Source organism: Pannonibacter phragmitetus (assembly GCF_050510895.1).
Lineage (GTDB): Bacteria > Pseudomonadota > Alphaproteobacteria > Rhizobiales > Stappiaceae > Pannonibacter > Pannonibacter phragmitetus_B.
In genome coordinates this window covers 3,235,552-3,252,489 of sequence record NZ_JBNINT010000001.1, presented here as the reverse complement: position 1 = coordinate 3,252,489, position 16,938 = coordinate 3,235,552, and the positions used below count along the sequence as shown (strand labels likewise).

Genomic DNA, 16,938 nt, shown 5'->3' with positions numbered 1-16,938 from the left:
CCATCACCGCTGCTGCCGATTTGACGGAGAGTGTGACAAGGGCGATGGCCGGGTCGTCGGGGAGGTGATCATGGTGAAGCCGAGGGATTCGCACATGGTCAGCATGCTGGTGTTTTCCTTCAGCACCTCGCCCTTGATGGTCTCGATGCCGTCCACCTCCGCATAGCGGATGATCAGCTTCATCAGCGCCCAGCCGAGGCCCCGGCCTTTCAGGTCCGAGCGCACCATCACTGCATATTCGCCGGTCTTGTGGTCCGGGTCCGCATGGAGGCGCACGACGCCGAGGAGATCGCCTGTGTCCGGGTCGATTGCCGCCAGCGCCATGGCGCGGGCATAGTCGAGCTGGGTCAGCCGCGATAGGAAGCGGTGGTCGAAGTCCTTCACTGGGGCAAAGAAGCGCAGGCGCAGATCTTCCGTGGACACCTGCTCGAAGAAAGCGCGGAACAGCTCCTCGTCTTCCGGGCGGACGGGGCGGACGAATACTCTTTCCCCTTCGCGCAGTGTCAGCGTCTGTTCCCATTCCTGCGGATAAGGCGCGATGGCAAGACGGGAGGAGCCCGCACGGCCTGCCTGCACCGGCGCTTCGCCCACGACGATGCGCGCATCCAGCGCCAGAACGCCCTGTGGCAGGGCGACAAGCGGATTGATGTCCAGTTCCCGCACCTGCGGCAGATCGATGGTGATCTGCGACAGCTTCATCAGCGTGAGCGCAACGGCCTGCATGTCCCGTTCCGGATGGCCACGGAAAGCCTGGAAGAGGCGTGAAACGCGGGTGCGGCGGATGAGCTGATTGGCAAGGTTCAGATCCAGCGGCGGCAGTTCCAGTGACACATCACCGGAGACTTCCACGGAGGTTCCCCCTGTCCGAAGGCAAGGACTGGCCCAAAGGAGGGATCATCTCCAAGCCCGGCAAAGAGCTCCAGCCCATGCTTTGCTTCCAGCATTGGCTGCAGGGTGAAACCCTCAATCCGAGCCGTTGGATGAGTGCGGCCGACGAGATCGATCAGTTCCTGTGCCGATTGCGCGGCGGCATCGGCGCTTTCGATGCCAAGGCGTACACCGTCGATATCGGACTTGAAGGGCAGGGCAGTGGACCAGGCCTTGACGACGCAAGCGGGATGGCGCTCCAGCAGGCTGCCCGCCATCTGCCGTACCTGATCAATGGTGCGGGCAAGATGGGTTTCAATGACGGGAACACGGTAGGCCGACAGAAGTGCGGTCGTCTCCGCCGGGTCCAGCATGCTGCGGCCTTCTGTCAGCGCTGCGGTGACAATGGCGCGGGCAGCATCCACATCGGGCGAGAAGTCCGACGGCAAGCTCGGCGGAGAAGCCATCAGGGCCTCTTGCGCTTCGGCACTGCGCTTCAGGTACAGGATGCTGCGCACGGCTTCGGCCGGGCTGCCATAGACCGGAACACGGGCGAAATCGAGCGCGGCACGCGGCAGCGGATCTTCCCCCACCATGGCGGCGACCACTGCCTTGCGGCGGCCAAGGCGGCGCTTGTCCTTGTCGGCGGCATTGGCAATGGCGCGGGCCACATCTTCACCCGGCACAAAGGGATTGGGCGCTGCCAGAACCAGAACGCCGTCCACTGCCGTGCTTGCCAGCATGGTGGTAACTGCCTGTTCCACGGCTTCGGGTGCAGCACCCTCGGGCAGGGTCAGTGGGTTGCCGGGCTGGGTGCCCGGACGGATCAGAGGCTGCAGGCTCGCAAGGGTTTCGGCGTCCAGTTCGGCCAGTTCCGCCCGGCCATCCTGCAGCCGGTCGGCGGCAAGGGTGGCAAGGCTGCGGCCATTGGCGATGACCCCCAGCCGCTGGCATTTCGGCACCTTTAGCCGGGTCAATGTTTCAACAGCCTCGAACAACTCATCCAGATCGGCGATGCGAAGAATACCGGCGCGGCGCAGGGCGCTTTCATAGACCGCATCTGCACGGGTCAGCCGGCCCGCATGGGTGTTGCCACTGACGGCTGCATCGCGGCTTCGCCCCGAACGAATGAGAATGATCGGCTTGCTGCGCGCCGCAGCCCTTGCAGCGGAGAGGAACTTGCGCGGATTGTGTACCGCCTCGACATGCAGCAGGATGGCGCGGGTGCGGTAGTCGGAGGCAAAATAGTCGATCAGGTCGCCGCCATCCACGTCGCTGCGCTGGCCCAGCGAAGCAACCCCGGAAAAACCGATCTTGCGGGACGACGCCCAGGACAGGATGCTGTTGACGACCGCGCCGGAGCGGGCGATCAGCGCCAGATCTCCGGCCTGCGGGGCATCGCGGGTGGCAAGAAGATTGAGTCCCGAGTGGGGGCCGCAACGCCAAGACTGCCGGGGCCGATGAGGCGCACCGCATGGCTCCGGGCGGCCTGCATGGCGGCAGAAACGGTGGCTTCAGGCCAGGATTCATAGCCTGCCGACTGGAGCGCAACGGCCTTGACCCCACGCGCTGCCGCTTCGGTGATGATGGCGGGGGCTGCTTCTGCTGGTCCGAGGTAGATCAGCAGGTCTGGCGTGAATGTCAGCTCAGCAATGCTGGCAAATACGGGCCAGCTGTCGGCTTCATCCGGGGCTTCCAGATTGATCAGCGCCGTCCGCCCCCGGAAACCTGAGGCCTGTAACCGGCTGATGATCAGGCCTGGCAGTCCGGCCGTTTGGGCATTGGGCCCGTGGATGGCAAGACTGCCGGGCGCGAAGAGGCCTTCCAGATTGCGGATGGTCATGGTCTGAACACTCCGGCGGGACGCGTGGTTGGGCTGCGCGGGCGAAGGGTGCAGGGTGCGGCCTCAACAGTCAACAGTGCCCGGCGCGGGTTGTGAACTTTCGCTTGCCATCGGTGAGGGATCGCGTTCCCTCCGGCCTGTCTTGCGTTTCCTTTTGGCCGAGGAGTTGCAGGCGCGATCATGTTCTGGCCCCGGCTCAAGCCCGTAAGGAGGCTGTCAGAAGCCATAGGCACATTGAAAACATACTGCATTTGGCTCCTGACGGCCAATTCTGTGAGAATGCAGCCGGAAACCGGGAAGACGGCACCCCGCAGGCCATCGTTCTTCCGAGGGTTGCGTTTGAAGAATTTTGCTGGCGTTCAAGTCTGCATCGACTTATAACGATAACATATATAATTGATGGACTTATAACAATGCTGCTGCTTCGGCATTATGAGTTGCTTGTCGTCCTTGCAGAAGAGCTGCATTTCGGCCGTGCGTCGGAACGCCTTGGCATTTCTCAGCCGCAGTTGACACTACAGCTCAAACAAATGGAAGAGCTGATTGGCGCGACCTTGTTCGAGCGCAACCGCCGCAATGTCGGCCTTGCTCCGGCGGGGCAGCTGCTGCTGCCGGAGGCGCGTGCCGTATTGCGGCATGCGGCGAGGGCTGAAAGCGTTGCCATGCGCGCAGGGCGGGGAATGATCGGCGAACTGGCGCTCGGCTACATCGGGGCGGCGGCCTTCAACGGTGTCCTGACCAAGCTCGTGCGCGGTTTCCGGGAGAAGGCACCCGACACGCAGCTTCGCCTGACGCTTATGGATCTCGACCGGCAGATCCCCGAAGTCTCGGCCGGCAATCTGGACGCCGGAATTGTCCGCCTCCCGTTCCCAAATATGCCGGACAATGTGGTGATGCGCACCCTGTGCCAGGAGAGGCTTTGGCTCGCCATTCCACAGAGCCATCCTCTGGCAGAGAGTGACACGCCCGTGCATCTTGCCAGCCTTGGCGGCGAACCCTTCGTCACAACCCATCTGCCGCCGAATACGGGCTTTGCCGCCGCCATGCACCGGGCATGCGCAAGGGCAGGCATCACGCCCGATGTGGTGCAGCGCTCTCCCCAGTTTGCTTCGATCGTGAGCCTTGTCGCGGCTGGGCTTGGCGTAGCGGTCGTACCTCAATCCGTCCGCAACCTCCTTATGCCCGGCGTGGTCTACAAGCCGCTGGCCGATGTGGAGGAAACAGCCAACATCTCTCTCGTTTATCAGGTGGAACGGCAAAGTCCTGCACTGGAGCTTTTCCTGTCCTGCCTTGATGACCTTACACTCCAGGAGCCCGCCAATTGACCTGCGAAACCTTTACTGCCCTCGACGGCCTTTATCATGGCTACCGCCCGGCTGCAGAGGGCGCGCCGGTGCTCGTATTTGCAAATTCCCTTGGAACAGACCTGCGGGTCTGGGACAGGGTCGTTGCGCGGCTGCCCGCCTCATGGGGCCTGTTGCGGCATGACAAGCGCGGCCACGGATTGAGCGCTGCACATGCGACCCTGTCGATCGAAACCATGGCGGATGATCTGGAAACCTTGCTGGATCACCATGGCATCACCCGGTTCACTGGCGTTGGCCTGTCCGTCGGCGGGCTGATCATGCAGCGGCTTGCCCTGCGCCGTCCGCAGGCCATGACCCACCTCGTGCTCTCCGATACGGCTGCGAAGATCGGCTCCCCCGACATCTGGAACCCGCGCATCAGCACCGTGCTGTCCGAAGGCATTGCCTCCATCAGCGATACCATTCTCTCCCGCTGGTTCGCCCCGGGCTATCAGACGAGTGAAGATTTCCAGATGTGGCGCGCCATGCTGGAGCGGACACCTGCAGAAGGGTACGCCCAGGTCTGCGCAGCCATCCGGGATGCGGATTACACGGCGGATCTGGCCAGCATTGCGCAACCCACTCTCGTCATCGCCGGAGCCGAAGACGCCTCAACCCCGCCCGCTCTGGTGAAAGCCATGGCGGATCAGATCAAGGGTGCACGTTTCGTGGAAATCGCAGCAGCCGGCCACTTGCCCTGCGTCGAGCAGCCAGAGCGTTTCACGGAGCTGCTGCGCGCCCATATTGGCGCCTGAGCCAAGGCAAAATACAGCAAGGGAGCGGCCCGGCAGGACCGCTCCCTTGAATTTTATCTTCTGCCTTCATGCAAGAACGGCGGCACCGCCTGCGCTGGGAGATCTACCCCGCAGTCACACCGCCGCAGACGAAAAGCGTCTGGCCGGTCACGAAGCCCGCTTCTGGTGCGCAGAAGAAGGACACGGCGTTGGCAACGTCCTCACCGGTGCCAAGGCGCCGGACGGGGACCCTGTTGATGATCTCTTGCGTCCTTTCCGCCTCGGGCGGGTTGTTGCGCCAGAAGGCATCCGTGGCAATCGGCCCCGGTGCGACGCAGTTGACCGTAATGCCATGCAGGCCCAGCTCGAGTGCCCAGGTCCGCGCCATGGATTGTGCGGCCCCCTTCGTGGCGGAATAGAGCGTCCGCAGCTCCTTGCCCTTGGTTACCCGGCTCGTGTTCATGACGATGCGGCCACCGCCGAGCGCCTTCATCACCGGCAGGAATGCCCTCGCGCAGACGATGGAAGGCCGGAGATTGATGTGCATCAGGCGGTCAAAGTCCGCCATCTCCAGATCTTCCAGCGCAGCCGGGGCAACAATGCCGGCGTTGTTGACCAGACAGGTCACCTCTTCTTCTGCCGCAAGCATGGCACACAGGCTTTCCAGGGCATCCGCTTCGGCAAGATCCACCTTGTGAAACCTGTCTGCCGGACGGGTGGGCTCCGTCAGGTCAAGAACGATGGTCCGGAAGCCGTCGGCCTTCAGCCGCTGCGTGATGGCAGCGCCGATGCCGTTGCTGCCGCCGGTGATGACGGCAGCACGCCGTGAAAAGCCGGTCACTGGTCGCCCGGATGAATGGACGAGGGATGGCGGTTCAGAGGCGTCACGCTGATATCCATGTAGGGATAGAGCGGCAGCCCCATCAGCACCTCGTGCAGGTGGTCATGGTCCCGGCAGTCAAAGATGCTGACGTTCTCGTAAAGCCCGCTGACACGCCAGATATGCCGCCAGACACCCTCTTTCTGCAGTGCCTGGGAATAGGCCTTTTCCTCAGCCTTGATCTGCGCGGCAACGGCAGGATCCATGTCTGCGGGAAGGTTCACGGTCATGGCAACGTGATAGAGCATTCAGTCCTCGTTTAACGTGTTGCGGCCATCGAGATAGGCCTTGCGCCAGCGCAGCACCTCGACCCGCTGGAACAGGCCGCCCTGATGGAAGGGATCTGCCTCGATGAAAGCCTGCGCCTCTTCCCTGCTGTCCACATCAAGCAAATACAAGCCACCACTGGCAGTCTTGCCTTCGTCGTCCAGCTTGGCACCGCAGGCCAGCAGCAGGGCCTTGTTGGCCTCGAGATAGTCAAGGTGAACCGGGCGGAGCTGGCTGCGCAGGTCTGCGCAGCCTTCCTTGTCGAAAGTTTCAATCATCCATGGCATGGCCGGTCAGACTCCCATGTAACCCCAGATGGCAACGGTCGCGAGAAACAGGATGCCGAGGTAGAACAGCACAAGGACCATGTATCCCATGAGATCCTTGAGCTTCAGGCCAGAGATGGCCAGAGCCGGCAGAAGCCAGAACGGCTGTACCATGTTGGTCCACTGGTCGCCGATCTGGACGGCAAGTGCCGTTGCCGGAATGGAGGCGCCGAGCTTTGCGGCCGCATCCATCATCACCGGACCCTGGATCACCCACTGACCGCCACCCGACGGCACGAAGATGTTGATCAGGCCCGCCGAGAAGAAGGACCAGATCGGCAGGGTTTCGGCGCTGGAGAAGGAGACGAACCAGTTGGACAGGGTCACGATCAGGCCGGAACCACCAAGGATCGCAAGGATACCTGCATAGAACGGATACTGGATGATGATGCCGCTGACGACCTTCACGCCTTCGTTGACAGCCCCAAGGAACCGGCTCGGCGTGACGAACAGCGTGATGCCGAGGAATAGGAACAGGAGGTTCACGAAGTTGAGGGTGACACCGCCGCCTTCAAACAGATAAAGGCCGGCATAGAAGAGACCGAAGAGGCCGGTGCCCACACCGATGATCCGGGAGTTGTTCAGCCGTTCGGCAAGGGTGTTCTCCCGCACCACCGGTGCAGCATCCTTGGACTCCAGTTCCGGCTCCGGCTTGGCTTCGATCACGTCTTCCGGCTTCTTCGGATGCAGCATCACGTTGAAGAGCGGCAGCGTGACCAGGATGACGAGGTTCATCGCGATCAGATAGGGCGAGAAGATGGTCTCGTTCAGCGGCACAAGGCCAATGGTCTTCTCCAGGAAGTGCCCCGGCGTGTTGATCAGCAGCGGCACGGAACCGGACAGCCCCACGCCATAGACCGCAAAGCCGGAATAGCCTGCGGCAATGACCAGCGGATAGTGCAGCCCCTTGACCTTGCGGCCCAGCTTCTGCGCGATCAGCGTGCCGAGAACCAGACCGAAGCCCCAGTTGAGCCAGCTGCCGACGCCGCCAAACAGCGTCGCGGCAATGATGGCCGCGCGGGGCGTGCTGATGCCCATGACCACCCAGTCCATCAGCTTGTCCACGGCCGGCGTCCGGGCAAGGATGTATCCGGCCAGCAGGATGACCGTCATCTGCATGGTGAAGGCGAGCAGGTTCCAGAAGCCGCCGCCCCAATAGCGGGCCACGTCAACAAAGCTGCTTCCCTCCATCGCAATGGCAAAGACCACGCTCAGAGCAGTCAGCAAAATGGCCACGACCATTGGGTCCGGCATGTAGCGGTTCACAATCCGCGTAAAAACATTCGCGATAGCGTTCACGGTTCCTCCCCTGGGGCCTCCCGCCCCGATGTCAGCTTCTAATATTTATTGCTAATCACTCATACGAACTTATATTGTCAATATATATCTGTTGGAGGGCGATGAATGAAGAAGGTTGCCGTCATCGGCGCCGGGGTGATGGGAACCCGGATCTGCAGGCATTTCCTGCAAGCTGGCTATCGCGTGGCGCTGGTGGACCGCTCTGGCGAAGCGCTTGAAAAAGCACGGGATTTTCTCGATCACGAGGACAGTCCGGTCGAGTTCGCGACCCGGCTGGAAGTCCTCGGTGATGAGTGGAAAGATGTGGAGGCCGTGTTTGAGGCCGTTCCCGAGAAGCTGGAGCTAAAGCACCAGGTTCTGCGCGATCTGGAAGATTTTTTCGCAAGTGAGACCATCATCGCCTCCAACACCTCCGGTCTGCGGACGGATGATCTCACCCGGGGCATGACCTGTCCCGGCCGCTTTCTCATCGCGCATTTTTTCAATCCCGCCGATCTCATTCCCGCTGTCGAAGTCGTGCCGGGCGCGCAGACACGGGAAGACGTGACGGACAGGATGGTGCGGATTCTGGAAGCCTCGGGGAAAAAGGTGGCTCGTCTCAACACCGAGGTGCCCGGCTTTATCGCCAACCGGCTGCAGCACGCCATGCTGAGAGAGTGCTTTCACCTGATCGGCAGCGGCGTGGCGGATGCCGCAACCATTGATTTGGTGACCCGCTATTCGATCGGCGTCCGGCTGGCGCTGATCGGCCCGATGCTGCAGCGGGATCTCAATGGCCTCGATACTCACCTCAACATTGCCTCCTACCTCTACCCGGAGCTTGATGCGCGCCAGAGCCCGCCGGAGAGCCTGTTTGCAAGGGTTGAGGCCGGAGAACTGGGCCGGAAGTCAGGACAAGGCTTTTATGCCTGGGATGCAACCCTTACACAGCGTATGGATGAAATCGAGCGCTTGCTGCCACAGGTCATCCGCCTTGCCGCAGCGGCCGGTGAACCGGAGGAGGACAGCACATGCCGAAATGGGTGAACACGCCGGAGGGCTCGAACTGGGGAGACTTCGGCGAAGACGACCAGCTGGGAACCTTGAACTACATCGGTACGGAGGAAAGGCTGGCGGCAGCGCAAGAGATCCGCGAAGGCCTTGCCTTCTGCCTGTCGCTTCCGCTCGATCTGCCCGGAAAGCTGGTCCTCAACCCCCGGCGCAAGCCGCCCCGTCTTGCCCCCACCTGCCTCGGCGGCACGCCATACATCAACTATCCCCTGAGCGAGACGGACCCGCTGCTGAAGGACGTGCTCAGCGATGATCAGGTGCTGCTCTCGACGCAATATTCCACCCAGTGGGATTCGCTGGCCCATGTCGGCGCCTTGTTTGATGCTGACGGAGACGGCGTGGCGGAGCGCTGCTACTACAACGGCCACCAGGCAGATGTGGATGTGCTGGGCGAGGGCGGCGAAGAAGGGCACGCCTCCTACGCAAGGCGTCTTTCCGTTGCTGAAATGGCACGGACAGCCATTCAGGGCCGCGGCGTCCTCATTGATTTCGTCCGCCACTTCGGCACCGGCCGCACGATCGTCAGCCTGGACATGCTGAAAGAAGTCATCAAGGCGCAGGACGTGGAGATCCGCAAGGGGATATCCTGCTGCTGCGCACCGGCTATGCCGAAGCGCTGCAGGACATGCAGGACGCACCGGACCCTGACCGGCTGAACGCCACGGGCGCGGTGCTTGACGGAACGGACAAGGCCCTGCACGAGTGGATCACGCAAAGCCGGATCGCAGCCATCGCCGCCGACAATTACGCCGTCGAAAACCCGCATACGGACCCGCATGCCTGCTGCCTGCGCCTGCCGCTGCACCACCATTGCCTGTTCAAGCTCGGCCTGCCGCTCGCCGAATTGTGGGACCTGCGCGCCCTTGCCACCGCTCTGGCTGCCCGCGGACGCAACGCCGCCTTCCTCACGGCGCCTCCGCTCTTTCTCCCTGGTGCCATCGGCTCGCCGGTGACGCCCGTGGCAACCATCTGAAATGTGATGCGGCGGCTTCGCTCCGGTGTTCCAGACACGGGAAAGCAGGGGCCAATGCGCTGATCGCGCCTTGGCCCCTAAGCCCCATGCCGGGGCATTTTCTCATTTGGGGAGGGAGGGAAGCTGTGGCCAGCTGGAAATCCGGCTGTCAGGAAGCTTCCCTCAAATACGGCCGTCAATGCGCCATTAGCACTGGCACGGTCATGGCAGAGAGGATGTCGCGGGTGGCGCCGCCGAAGAGGAACTCGCGCACGCGGCTGTGTCCGTAGCCGCCCATCACCACGAGATCCTTGCCGTTGTCGCTGACATAGTTCAGCAGCGTTTCGGCGATACTGGTCTGGGTGTTGGTGATCACGTCCACGGTGACGTTGAGGCCATGGCGGGCGAGATAGGTGGCCATGTCAGCGCCCGGCTCTCCGGCCATCTTGGAGCCCTTGTTGACGATCAGCACGGTCACCTTCTTTGCCATGGCAAGGATCGGCAGGGCAGCATGGACCGCACGGGTGGCGGTGGAACTGCCATCCCAGGCGACCAGCACATTCTCAAACTTCGGTGCCGGGGCGCCGATGTAAGGCACGATCAGGACCGGCACGCCGCTTTCAAACAGGGCCGTTTCGATCAGTAGCTCGCGCATGGGTTCCGGCTGGTCCGGGTTTTCCTGGCCGACAACGATCAGATCGGTCAGGCGGCAATGGCGCAGCACCGGCTCCATCGGGCCACCGGTGATGACTTCGGCCAGCCGGCCTTCGGATTTGACGCCGCCAAGGCGGGCCAGCTCGTTGAAGGTGTCCAGCGACGTCTTTGCCGAAGCCAGTGCAAACTGCCTGCTCTGCTCGATGAAATCGACCGGAACGGGGGCCGCAGCAAAGGCCGGAACCACGGGCTCATAAGCAAGGGCAAGACCGGTGGCATGGGCGTCGCAGCGGGCAGCAAGTTCGATGCCGTATTTCACCGCCTGCTGATCGCCCGACAGATCGGTCACCATCAGAATGTCTCTCAAAGCCATTTCAAGTCTCCCGTCGCTTGGCCCCTCATGAGCCCTTCAGGTCTCACGTTAGGCTGGCAAGCATGACCGTACATTGACACGGGTCAATCCCGATATTTTCAACCCTTGGTCAGATCCGGCTGCTCAAAGGGGAAATGCCGCGCGAAACTTGTTTGTTCCGCGCGCTGCTGCGACGGGAGAAGAATTGTCTCAGGCTTTGGCAGCCTCCGCGGCAGCACGGATCTGGCTGAGCGATGCAGCCGGAGTGAGGGCTTCCGGATCGAGCTTCAGATGCAGCAGCGACAGCTTGCCGCTGGCCCGTGCCCGCTCGAAGGCCGGCCCGAAGTCCTCTGTTGCCGTCACTGTTTCAGCATGGGCGCCATAGGCGCGGGCAAGGGCGGCGAAGTCCGGGTTTTCCAGTTTCGTTGCCGAGATGCGGCCCGGATAATGCCGTTCCTGATGCATGCGGATGGTGCCATACATGCCGTTGTCGATGACAAACACGATGACGGCAGCTCCTTCCTGTGCCGCAGTGCCCAGCTCTTGAATGGTCATCTGCAGGCAGCCGTCACCGGCAAAGCAGACCACATCCTGCTGCGGGAAGGCGAGCTTGGCAGCAATGGCGCCCGGCAGGCCATACCCCATGGAGCCGGAGGTGGGAGCAGCCTGCGTGGCGAACTGGCGGAAGCGGTGGAAGCGGTGCAGCCAGGTGGCATAGTTGCCTGCGCCATTGGTAAAGATCGTGCCGGGAGCGGCGTTGGCCTCCAGATAGTCCATGACGCCTGCCATCTGCAGGGCGCCCGGCGTCTGCGGCCTGGCTCCCGACCAAGCGAGGTAGTCTGCATGCGCTTCAGCAGCGGTGCCCGCGCACTTGTTGCTCACTGGCGGCTGCAGTCCTTCAGCCGCCTTGCAGAAGGCGGTGGGGGAGGCGTTGATGGCAAGGCTGGGGCGGTAGACGCGGCCCAGCTCGTCGGGGTCCGGATAAACATGGATGAACTGCTGCGACGGCTGGGGAATGTCCAGCAGCGTGTAGGACTGGCTCGGCATTTCGGACAGGCGCCCGCCCACAAGCAGCACGAGGTCGCTGGCCTTGATACGCGCGAGCAGCTTAGGATTGGCGCCAATCCCCACGTCGCCGGCATAATTGGGGTGCAGGTTGTCGAACAGCATCTGGCGGCGGAATGAGCAGGCAACTGGCAGTTCGAAGCGTTCGGCAAAGCGGGTGAAGGCGGCGACGGCCTCTGCCGTCCAGCGGCTGCCGCCGAGAATGGCGATGGGGCGCTCTGCCGCCCACAGGCGCTTTTGCAGATCGGCCATCTGGGTCAGGCCCGGATGGGTTTCCACCTGCTTCCACGGCTCGGGCTGGGCCACATCCGCCAGCTCCACCAGCGTGTCTTCCGGCAGGGCGAGAACGACGGGGCCGGGGCGGCCGGACGTGGCCACGTGATAGGCACGGGAGATGAACTCCGGCACCCGGTCTGCGTGGTCGATTTCGGCAACCCATTTGGCGATGCCGCCGAACATCTGCCGGTAATCAACTTCCTGAAACGCCTCACGCTCGCGCATGCCGCGTTCGATCTGGCCGATGAAGAGGATCATCGGGGTTGAGTCCTGCGCGGCCACGTGTACGCCCGCAGAGGCATTGGTGGCGCCGGGACCCCGGGTGACCATGCAGATGCCGGGCCGGCCCGTCAGCTTGCCGTGGGCCTCGGCCATCATTGCTGCGCCGCCTTCCTGACGGCACACGGTCACCGGGATATTGGCATCATGCAGGGCGTCGAGAACGGCGAGATAGCTTTCGCCCGGAACGCAGAACACGCGCTCCGCCCCATGGGTTTCCAAAGCCTCCACAAGGAGCTGACCGCCGGTCTTCTGTGCCATGTCCGTTTTCCCGCTGTTGGTGCAGATGCGCAAGGCTGCGCAAGCCTGCCTGCTCTATAGCGCAGCTGCGCGGGAATTGGCACGGCACATGACACCGGCTCCGCACGGCTTTTTGCAATGACTTCATTCCAGATCAGAATGAAGAGCCGCATGGAGCCGGAATTTCATCAAGGATCACACCGGAAGAACGGTGACCACCTGGAATGTATGCAGCTCGCCATCCTCATCGCGGATCGACACATATTCCCCCGGCTGGAAGGCATGGGCGCCGAAACGGTAACCGGCCTCATCGTCATCATCGCCGTCAATGTCATAGCGGAAAGCCCAGGAGCCGCCGGGGCGATGCACCAGATGGCCAATCTCTTCCTCCTCGCTGCCCCAGAAGCGGCGGACGCGGCAATGGTCCCGCGCTGCTTTCCATGCAACGGCGTCGATATGGCCCGTTTCATCCAGCGGCGCGGTGAATTCATAGCCATGATGCGCCGAGCCATTGGGGAACTCCTTGGTCCGGGCGAGGTTCAGTCTTATCTTCTTCAGGTCGTGGCTTGCGGTCATGGGCGGGTCCCTCCTTGCATCCTCCGGCGTTTTGCCGGTTCTTCCGGCATCAGACTGGCACAGGGCTGCGGCGGGTCATTGAGCAGGATCAATTCGGCAGGCTGGTATCTGCCGCATGGTAGAAGCTGCTGCCGTAGCGGAAATGAGAGATGCACATGCCCTCGCCAGAACGCCATCTGCCAGATGATCAGAGCGAAGCTTACGCCTTTCTCGATGCGCAGGTGCGGGCGGAGCCCGGATCGCGGCGGATCGACACCCACGCCAACACGGTGTTTCTGATTGGCGGTGATGCCTACAAGATGAAGCGAGCCGTGCGCTTTCCTTCCTGGACTATTCGACGCTTTCCCTGCGCCGCCGGGCCGTGACGGCGGAGCTGACCCGCAACCGCCTGTTCGCGCCAGAGCTTTATCCGGGCGAGACAGCAGTGATGCGGCGTGCGGACGGAACGCTGGCGCTGGGCGGGGAAGGGGAGCTTGTGGAGCCGCTGGTGCACATGCGCCGCTTTGATGAAAGCGTGACGCTGGACCATGTGGCGGCAGAAGGGCCGCTGCCGCAAAGCCTCATCTCTGCACTGGCAAAGACATTCGCTGCGGCCCATGCGGCTGCGCCCGTGCGGAGTGCGGCGGAGTGGTTCGCCGGGCTTTCCAGCTATGCGGTGCAGAACGAAGCTGCCTTCCGCGCTGCGCCGGAGCTGTTTCCCTCCCATGAGGTTGAGGCTCTGGTCTCCGCCACCTGTGCTGCGCTTGCCCGCATTGAGGATCTTGTGCTCCAGCGCGGGCGCAAGGGGCTGATACGGTTGGCCCATGGCGACGCGCACCTCGCCAATGTGGTGTTGATTGACGGCGAGCCGGTGCTCTTCGATGCGGTGGAGTTTGACGATGGCATTGCCACCGGCGACGTTCTCTATGATCTGGGGTTTGCGCTGATGGACCTGATCGACCGCGGCCAGACACCTGCTGCCTGTCATCTGCTGAACCGCTATCTCGACCTGACACAGCTGCCGGAGATGGGCGAGGGGTTGGCGGTTCTGCCGCTCTACATCTCCATGCGTGCCGCCATCCGGGCGAAGATCGCGGCGGCCAGCATCGCCACCCAGCAGGATTCCAAGTTGGCTGATGTACAGCGCGAGGCGGCGCGCGCCTATTTTGCGCTGGCGTGCCGGGCATTGGAGCCAGCAACTCCCCGGCTCATCGCTATCGGAGGCCTTTCCGGCACGGGCAAGTCAACGCTGGCGGGGGTGCTGGCGCCGCAACTTTTGTCACTGCCGGGGGCGCGGGTGCTGCGCAGCGATGTGTTGCGCAAGCGAATGCTCGGCCTTTCCGAAACCAGCCGCGCCCCTGCCTGCGCCTATACGCAGGAGGCAAGCGATGCGGTCTATGCGGCGATGATCGCAGAGGCGCGGGCAGCACTTGCGGCGGGGCAGAGCGTTATTCTTGATGCCGTCCACGCAAGGCCGGGCGAGCGGGAGGCGGTGGCGGACCTGGCAGCTGTGATGGAGCTGCCTTTCAACGGGCTCTGGCTGGAGGCTGAGGAAGCCACGCTCAAGGCACGGGTCAGCGCCCGCAAGGGGATGCGTCAGATGCGACGGCAGAGGTTGTCTCCCGCCAGCTGGCCTATGATCTGGGGCCGATGAGCTGGCAGGTTATCGGGGCCGGCGCAGCTCTCGAGGACACACTCGCCGCAGCGCTCAAGGCGCTCAGTTTAGAACCCTAAGGCGCGGGCGCCCGCAGCTGCCGCAATGGCCAGCACCACCGCTACGATATCCTTGCGCAGCAGAGCCATGACGGCGGCGGCGACCATGAGGCACAGGGCGGCAGGTATCCCGCCCTTCAGTGCGATGGGCAGGATCGTTGAGACGATGATCGCCCCCGGCAAGGCTTCCAGCCCCCGGCGGATGCGCGGGGTCAGAGGCACCTGGCCCATGACCCAGTAACCTGCGGCGCGCATCAGATAGGTCACGCCGGTCATAGCAACGACCGTCAGGAAAAACAGAAGATCGACGGAGAAGGGGCTCTCAGCCATTTTGCTTCTCCGGAGCAGAGTCAGTGGCATTGGGGTCGCTGGCATAGGCTCCGGCGATGGCACCTGCAATGGCGCCTGTCAGCACGAACCAGTAGCCACCGATCAGCTGCCAGCTGGCAAGGGCAACCACGGCGGCGACGCCCCAGCTCAGTGTCTGGCGGCGGCCCTTCCACAAGGGCACCAGCATGGTGATGAAGAGGGCGGGCATCACCAGATCGAGGCCCCAGCGCTGCGGCTCGGCAAACAGCTGGCCGAGGAAATAGCCTGGAATGACGGCCACTGCCCACAGCACCCAGATGAGCAGACCGCTGCCGAGATAAATGCCCCAGTCACTGCCGCCGCCTGCGCGGTAGCGCAGGGCGAGCAGCCAGTTCATGTCGGTGAGGAAGTAGAGCGAGGGGTAGACCTGCCAGGCGGGGAGCCCCCAAGCCAGGGCCGCAGTGAGGCCCCCAGCAGCAGCATGCGCAGGTTGACCGCAGCGGCGATGCCCGTCATTGCCAGCAGAACGGCGGGTGTCACCGGGTCGCGGTAAAGCTCCATCGCCACGAATTGCGAGGCGCCCGCGAAGACGAAGGCGTTGATCAGCAGGGTTTCCGCAAGTGTCAGCCCCTTCTGGGCGCAGACCGTGCCAAACACGGCCGCAAATGTGATGATGCCCGGAACGAGCGGCAGGGTCTGCCGCACGCCGAGCATCATGCCGCTTTGGGTAATCGGGGCGCTGTTGTCCGTCATCCTGCCATTACGCTGTAGATCATCCTGGCTCCGGTGAATGCAAGAAACGCGGCGAAGACAAGTCTCAGCTTGGCTGGCGGCAAGGTGTGCGCCAGCTTCGCGCCCACGGGGGCCATAAGAAGCGAGCCAGGGATAATCAGAATAAAGCCAAGAAGATTGATATAGCCGAGTGAAAACGGCGGCAAGTCCGGATTGCCATAGCCGAAATAGATGGAACTGAGCGTGCCCGGCACCGCAATGATGAGGCCGATGGCTGCCGCCGTGCCCACAGCCTTGCGGATCGGGTAGGAGAAGAGCGTCAGGATCGGCACACCCAGGGTGCCGCCGCCAATGCCCATCATCACCGAGACGCCGCCGATGAGCGCGCCCAGCATTTCTCGGATGGGGGAGCCAGGCAGTTTGTCCGCAATGCCACTGCCTTCCTTGCGCAGGATCATGTTGGCCGATACCAGCAGCGCCACGGTGCCGAAAACCAGCGAAAGCGCGCCGCCGCTGAGATTGCCTGCAAGCGTTGCCCCGGCGATGACGCCGGCCGAAATCGGCAGCCACCAGCGCTTCAGCAGGTCCATATCTACGCTGCCACGCGACCAATGCGCTCTCGCTGAGGAGTAACCAGTGGCGACGATGGTGGCGAGCGACGTGCCCACCGCCAGATGCATCACGATTTCCTCCTCCACCCCGACCAGCGGAAAGACGTAATAGAGCACCGGCACGATGACGATGCCGCCGCCAACGCCGAGCAGTCCCGCCGCAATGCCTGCGATGGCGCCGGTGGCCAGCAGGGCGGCGGCCAGTGACGCCAGCTCCATGATGTTTATCTGATCCATGACTGTTCTTTCCGTTTGGGAGGATGCGTCTCTGCGCAGGTGTGTCGGCATTGATACCGTCAGTGGCGATTATTGTATACAATAATGATGCCTTGAAGGGCTCGGGATACGGTCCGGCCGGGTGATTTCCTGTCAATTGGCATTTCATGGTCCCGGGTCAGTACAGGGGCATGCGTCCTGGAAGACCACCACAGATTATCCTTCTCGAGTTCGGCCACGGCAAAGTGGTGTCAAAGTCTGTGGTGGCGCATACCAACTTCGACTCTACGTATTTTTTATGTATTAATTTGGAAAAATAGTCGTTATAATTAACAATATTTGGATTATTAACTAATTAAGACAAGTGGAATA

The 16,938-nt window shown here is 62.6% G+C and carries 20 protein-coding genes and 1 pseudogene; 7 read left to right on the top strand and 14 right to left on the bottom strand.

Annotated elements, in window-relative coordinates:
- Positions 1–3 precede the first annotated feature (3 nt).
- The 3 genes and pseudogenes from ACQB61_RS15485 to ACQB61_RS15475 all read right to left on the bottom strand — a co-directional run bounded on the left by ACQB61_RS15485 (position 4) and on the right by ACQB61_RS15475 (position 2,710).
- Complete coding sequence (locus ACQB61_RS15485; protein ID WP_430514385.1) at positions 4–576, bottom strand: GNAT family N-acetyltransferase; 573 nt, start codon at positions 574–576, stop codon at positions 4–6.
- A 72-nt stretch (positions 577–648) separates the two neighbouring features.
- A pseudogene (locus ACQB61_RS15480) lies at positions 649–2,204 on the bottom strand (acetate--CoA ligase family protein); the annotation flags it as partial.
- Positions 2,205–2,236: 32 nt separating this feature from the next.
- Complete coding sequence (locus tag ACQB61_RS15475; protein WP_430513349.1) at positions 2,237–2,710, bottom strand: CoA-binding protein; 474 nt, start codon at positions 2,708–2,710, stop codon at positions 2,237–2,239.
- Positions 2,711–3,123: 413 nt separating this feature from the next.
- Between ACQB61_RS15475 and ACQB61_RS15470 the strand changes: the two genes are divergently transcribed.
- Together ACQB61_RS15470 and pcaD are read left to right on the top strand one after the other, a co-directional pair.
- Complete coding sequence (locus tag ACQB61_RS15470) at positions 3,124–4,035, top strand: LysR substrate-binding domain-containing protein (RefSeq protein WP_430513348.1); 912 nt, start codon at positions 3,124–3,126, stop codon at positions 4,033–4,035.
- The gene (gene pcaD / locus ACQB61_RS15465; protein WP_430513347.1) at positions 4,032–4,811 is read left to right on the top strand and encodes a 3-oxoadipate enol-lactonase; all 780 of its coding nucleotides are present in this window, start codon (positions 4,032–4,034) and stop codon (positions 4,809–4,811) included. Before ACQB61_RS15470 ends, pcaD begins: the two co-directional genes overlap by 4 nt.
- Positions 4,812–4,914: 103 nt before the next feature.
- Here the strand turns inward: pcaD and ACQB61_RS15460 are convergent, their stop codons facing one another.
- From ACQB61_RS15460 to ACQB61_RS15445, 4 genes are read right to left on the bottom strand one after another with little or no spacing between them, the layout of a single operon-like run.
- Positions 4,915–5,631 carry an SDR family NAD(P)-dependent oxidoreductase gene (locus ACQB61_RS15460; RefSeq protein ID WP_430513346.1) on the bottom strand — a complete coding sequence of 239 codons (717 nt, stop codon included), beginning with the start codon at positions 5,629–5,631 and terminating at the stop codon, positions 4,915–4,917.
- Positions 5,628–5,918, bottom strand: a complete 291-nt coding sequence (gene catC / locus ACQB61_RS15455; RefSeq protein ID WP_430513345.1) for a muconolactone Delta-isomerase — start codon at positions 5,916–5,918, stop codon at positions 5,628–5,630. Before catC ends, ACQB61_RS15460 begins: the two co-directional genes overlap by 4 nt.
- The gene (locus ACQB61_RS15450) at positions 5,919–6,215 is read right to left on the bottom strand and encodes a YciI family protein (protein ID WP_430513344.1); all 297 of its coding nucleotides are present in this window, start codon (positions 6,213–6,215) and stop codon (positions 5,919–5,921) included.
- Between the two features lie 15 nt (positions 6,216–6,230).
- Positions 6,231–7,562: a short-chain fatty acid transporter gene (locus ACQB61_RS15445; protein ID WP_430513343.1), complete on the bottom strand. Its 1,332-nt coding sequence runs from the start codon at positions 7,560–7,562 to the stop codon at positions 6,231–6,233.
- Between the two features lie 105 nt (positions 7,563–7,667).
- On the opposite strand from ACQB61_RS15445, the gene ACQB61_RS15440 reads away from it, so the two are divergent.
- Genes ACQB61_RS15440 through ACQB61_RS15430 form a run of 3 tightly spaced genes read left to right on the top strand, consistent with a single transcriptional unit; the run spans position 7,668 to position 9,585 of the window.
- On the top strand, positions 7,668–8,588 hold the full coding sequence (locus tag ACQB61_RS15440; RefSeq protein WP_430513342.1) for a 3-hydroxyacyl-CoA dehydrogenase family protein: 921 nt from the start codon (positions 7,668–7,670) through the stop codon (positions 8,586–8,588).
- Positions 8,573–9,268, top strand: coding sequence for a cyclase family protein (locus tag ACQB61_RS15435; RefSeq protein WP_430513341.1), 696 nt, complete (start codon positions 8,573–8,575; stop codon positions 9,266–9,268). The genes ACQB61_RS15440 and ACQB61_RS15435 overlap by 16 nt, the downstream gene beginning before the upstream one ends.
- Positions 9,238–9,585 carry a hypothetical protein gene (locus ACQB61_RS15430; RefSeq protein WP_430513340.1) on the top strand — a complete coding sequence of 116 codons (348 nt, stop codon included), beginning with the start codon at positions 9,238–9,240 and terminating at the stop codon, positions 9,583–9,585. Before ACQB61_RS15435 ends, ACQB61_RS15430 begins: the two co-directional genes overlap by 31 nt.
- A 175-nt stretch (positions 9,586–9,760) precedes the next feature.
- Here the strand turns inward: ACQB61_RS15430 and ACQB61_RS15425 are convergent, their stop codons facing one another.
- From ACQB61_RS15425 to ACQB61_RS15415, 3 genes are all read right to left on the bottom strand, one after another.
- The gene (locus ACQB61_RS15425) at positions 9,761–10,591 is read right to left on the bottom strand and encodes a universal stress protein (RefSeq protein ID WP_430513339.1); all 831 of its coding nucleotides are present in this window, start codon (positions 10,589–10,591) and stop codon (positions 9,761–9,763) included.
- A 189-nt stretch (positions 10,592–10,780) separates the two neighbouring features.
- The gene (locus tag ACQB61_RS15420) at positions 10,781–12,451 is read right to left on the bottom strand and encodes a thiamine pyrophosphate-binding protein (protein ID WP_430513338.1); all 1,671 of its coding nucleotides are present in this window, start codon (positions 12,449–12,451) and stop codon (positions 10,781–10,783) included.
- A 174-nt stretch (positions 12,452–12,625) separates the two neighbouring features.
- Positions 12,626–13,006, bottom strand: coding sequence for a hypothetical protein (locus tag ACQB61_RS15415; RefSeq protein ID WP_430513337.1), 381 nt, complete (start codon positions 13,004–13,006; stop codon positions 12,626–12,628).
- 155 nt (positions 13,007–13,161) lie between these two features.
- On the opposite strand from ACQB61_RS15415, the gene ACQB61_RS15410 reads away from it, so the two are divergent.
- Together ACQB61_RS15410 and ACQB61_RS15405 are read left to right on the top strand one after the other, a co-directional pair.
- Entirely contained in the window at positions 13,162–13,371 is a 210-nt protein-coding gene (locus ACQB61_RS15410; protein WP_430513336.1) for a hypothetical protein, read from the top strand.
- Positions 13,368–14,639: an AAA family ATPase gene (locus ACQB61_RS15405; protein WP_430513335.1), complete on the top strand. Its 1,272-nt coding sequence runs from the start codon at positions 13,368–13,370 to the stop codon at positions 14,637–14,639. Before ACQB61_RS15410 ends, ACQB61_RS15405 begins: the two co-directional genes overlap by 4 nt.
- A 68-nt stretch (positions 14,640–14,707) precedes the next feature.
- Here the strand turns inward: ACQB61_RS15405 and ACQB61_RS15400 are convergent, their stop codons facing one another.
- From ACQB61_RS15400 to ACQB61_RS15385, 4 genes are read right to left on the bottom strand one after another with little or no spacing between them, the layout of a single operon-like run.
- A complete protein-coding gene (locus tag ACQB61_RS15400; RefSeq protein WP_430513334.1) occupies positions 14,708–15,028 on the bottom strand; it encodes an AzlD family protein in 321 nt (106 codons plus the stop codon).
- Positions 15,021–15,404: an AzlC family ABC transporter permease gene (locus ACQB61_RS15395; protein ID WP_430513333.1), complete on the bottom strand. Its 384-nt coding sequence runs from the start codon at positions 15,402–15,404 to the stop codon at positions 15,021–15,023. Before ACQB61_RS15395 ends, ACQB61_RS15400 begins: the two co-directional genes overlap by 8 nt.
- On the bottom strand, positions 15,401–15,760 hold the full coding sequence (locus tag ACQB61_RS15390) for an AzlC family ABC transporter permease (protein WP_430513332.1): 360 nt from the start codon (positions 15,758–15,760) through the stop codon (positions 15,401–15,403). Before ACQB61_RS15390 ends, ACQB61_RS15395 begins: the two co-directional genes overlap by 4 nt.
- A complete protein-coding gene (locus ACQB61_RS15385; protein ID WP_430513331.1) occupies positions 15,757–16,587 on the bottom strand; it encodes a sulfite exporter TauE/SafE family protein in 831 nt (276 codons plus the stop codon). The genes ACQB61_RS15390 and ACQB61_RS15385 overlap by 4 nt, the downstream gene beginning before the upstream one ends.
- Positions 16,588–16,938: the final 351 nt, after the last annotated feature.

Coding starts and splice junctions, on each gene's coding strand:
- ACQB61_RS15475 (WP_430513349.1), bottom strand. CDS start 2,710: ATGACCATCCGCAATCTGGAAGGCCTCTTCGCGCCCGGCAGTCTTGCC.
- ACQB61_RS15470 (WP_430513348.1), top strand. CDS start 3,124: ATGCTGCTGCTTCGGCATTATGAGTTGCTTGTCGTCCTTGCAGAAGAG.
- catC (WP_430513345.1), bottom strand. CDS start 5,918: ATGCTCTATCACGTTGCCATGACCGTGAACCTTCCCGCAGACATGGAT.
- ACQB61_RS15450 (WP_430513344.1), bottom strand. CDS start 6,215: ATGATTGAAACTTTCGACAAGGAAGGCTGCGCAGACCTGCGCAGCCAG.
- ACQB61_RS15440 (WP_430513342.1), top strand. CDS start 7,668: ATGAAGAAGGTTGCCGTCATCGGCGCCGGGGTGATGGGAACCCGGATC.
- ACQB61_RS15435 (WP_430513341.1), top strand. CDS start 8,573: ATGCCGAAATGGGTGAACACGCCGGAGGGCTCGAACTGGGGAGACTTC.
- ACQB61_RS15430 (WP_430513340.1), top strand. CDS start 9,238: ATGCAGGACGCACCGGACCCTGACCGGCTGAACGCCACGGGCGCGGTG.
- ACQB61_RS15425 (WP_430513339.1), bottom strand. CDS start 10,591: ATGGCTTTGAGAGACATTCTGATGGTGACCGATCTGTCGGGCGATCAG.
- ACQB61_RS15420 (WP_430513338.1), bottom strand. CDS start 12,451: ATGGCACAGAAGACCGGCGGTCAGCTCCTTGTGGAGGCTTTGGAAACC.
- ACQB61_RS15415 (WP_430513337.1), bottom strand. CDS start 13,006: ATGACCGCAAGCCACGACCTGAAGAAGATAAGACTGAACCTCGCCCGG.
- ACQB61_RS15410 (WP_430513336.1), top strand. CDS start 13,162: ATGCCCTCGCCAGAACGCCATCTGCCAGATGATCAGAGCGAAGCTTAC.
- ACQB61_RS15400 (WP_430513334.1), bottom strand. CDS start 15,028: ATGGCTGAGAGCCCCTTCTCCGTCGATCTTCTGTTTTTCCTGACGGTC.
- ACQB61_RS15395 (WP_430513333.1), bottom strand. CDS start 15,404: ATGAACTGGCTGCTCGCCCTGCGCTACCGCGCAGGCGGCGGCAGTGAC.
- ACQB61_RS15390 (WP_430513332.1), bottom strand. CDS start 15,760: ATGACGGACAACAGCGCCCCGATTACCCAAAGCGGCATGATGCTCGGC.
- ACQB61_RS15385 (WP_430513331.1), bottom strand. CDS start 16,587: ATGGATCAGATAAACATCATGGAGCTGGCGTCACTGGCCGCCGCCCTG.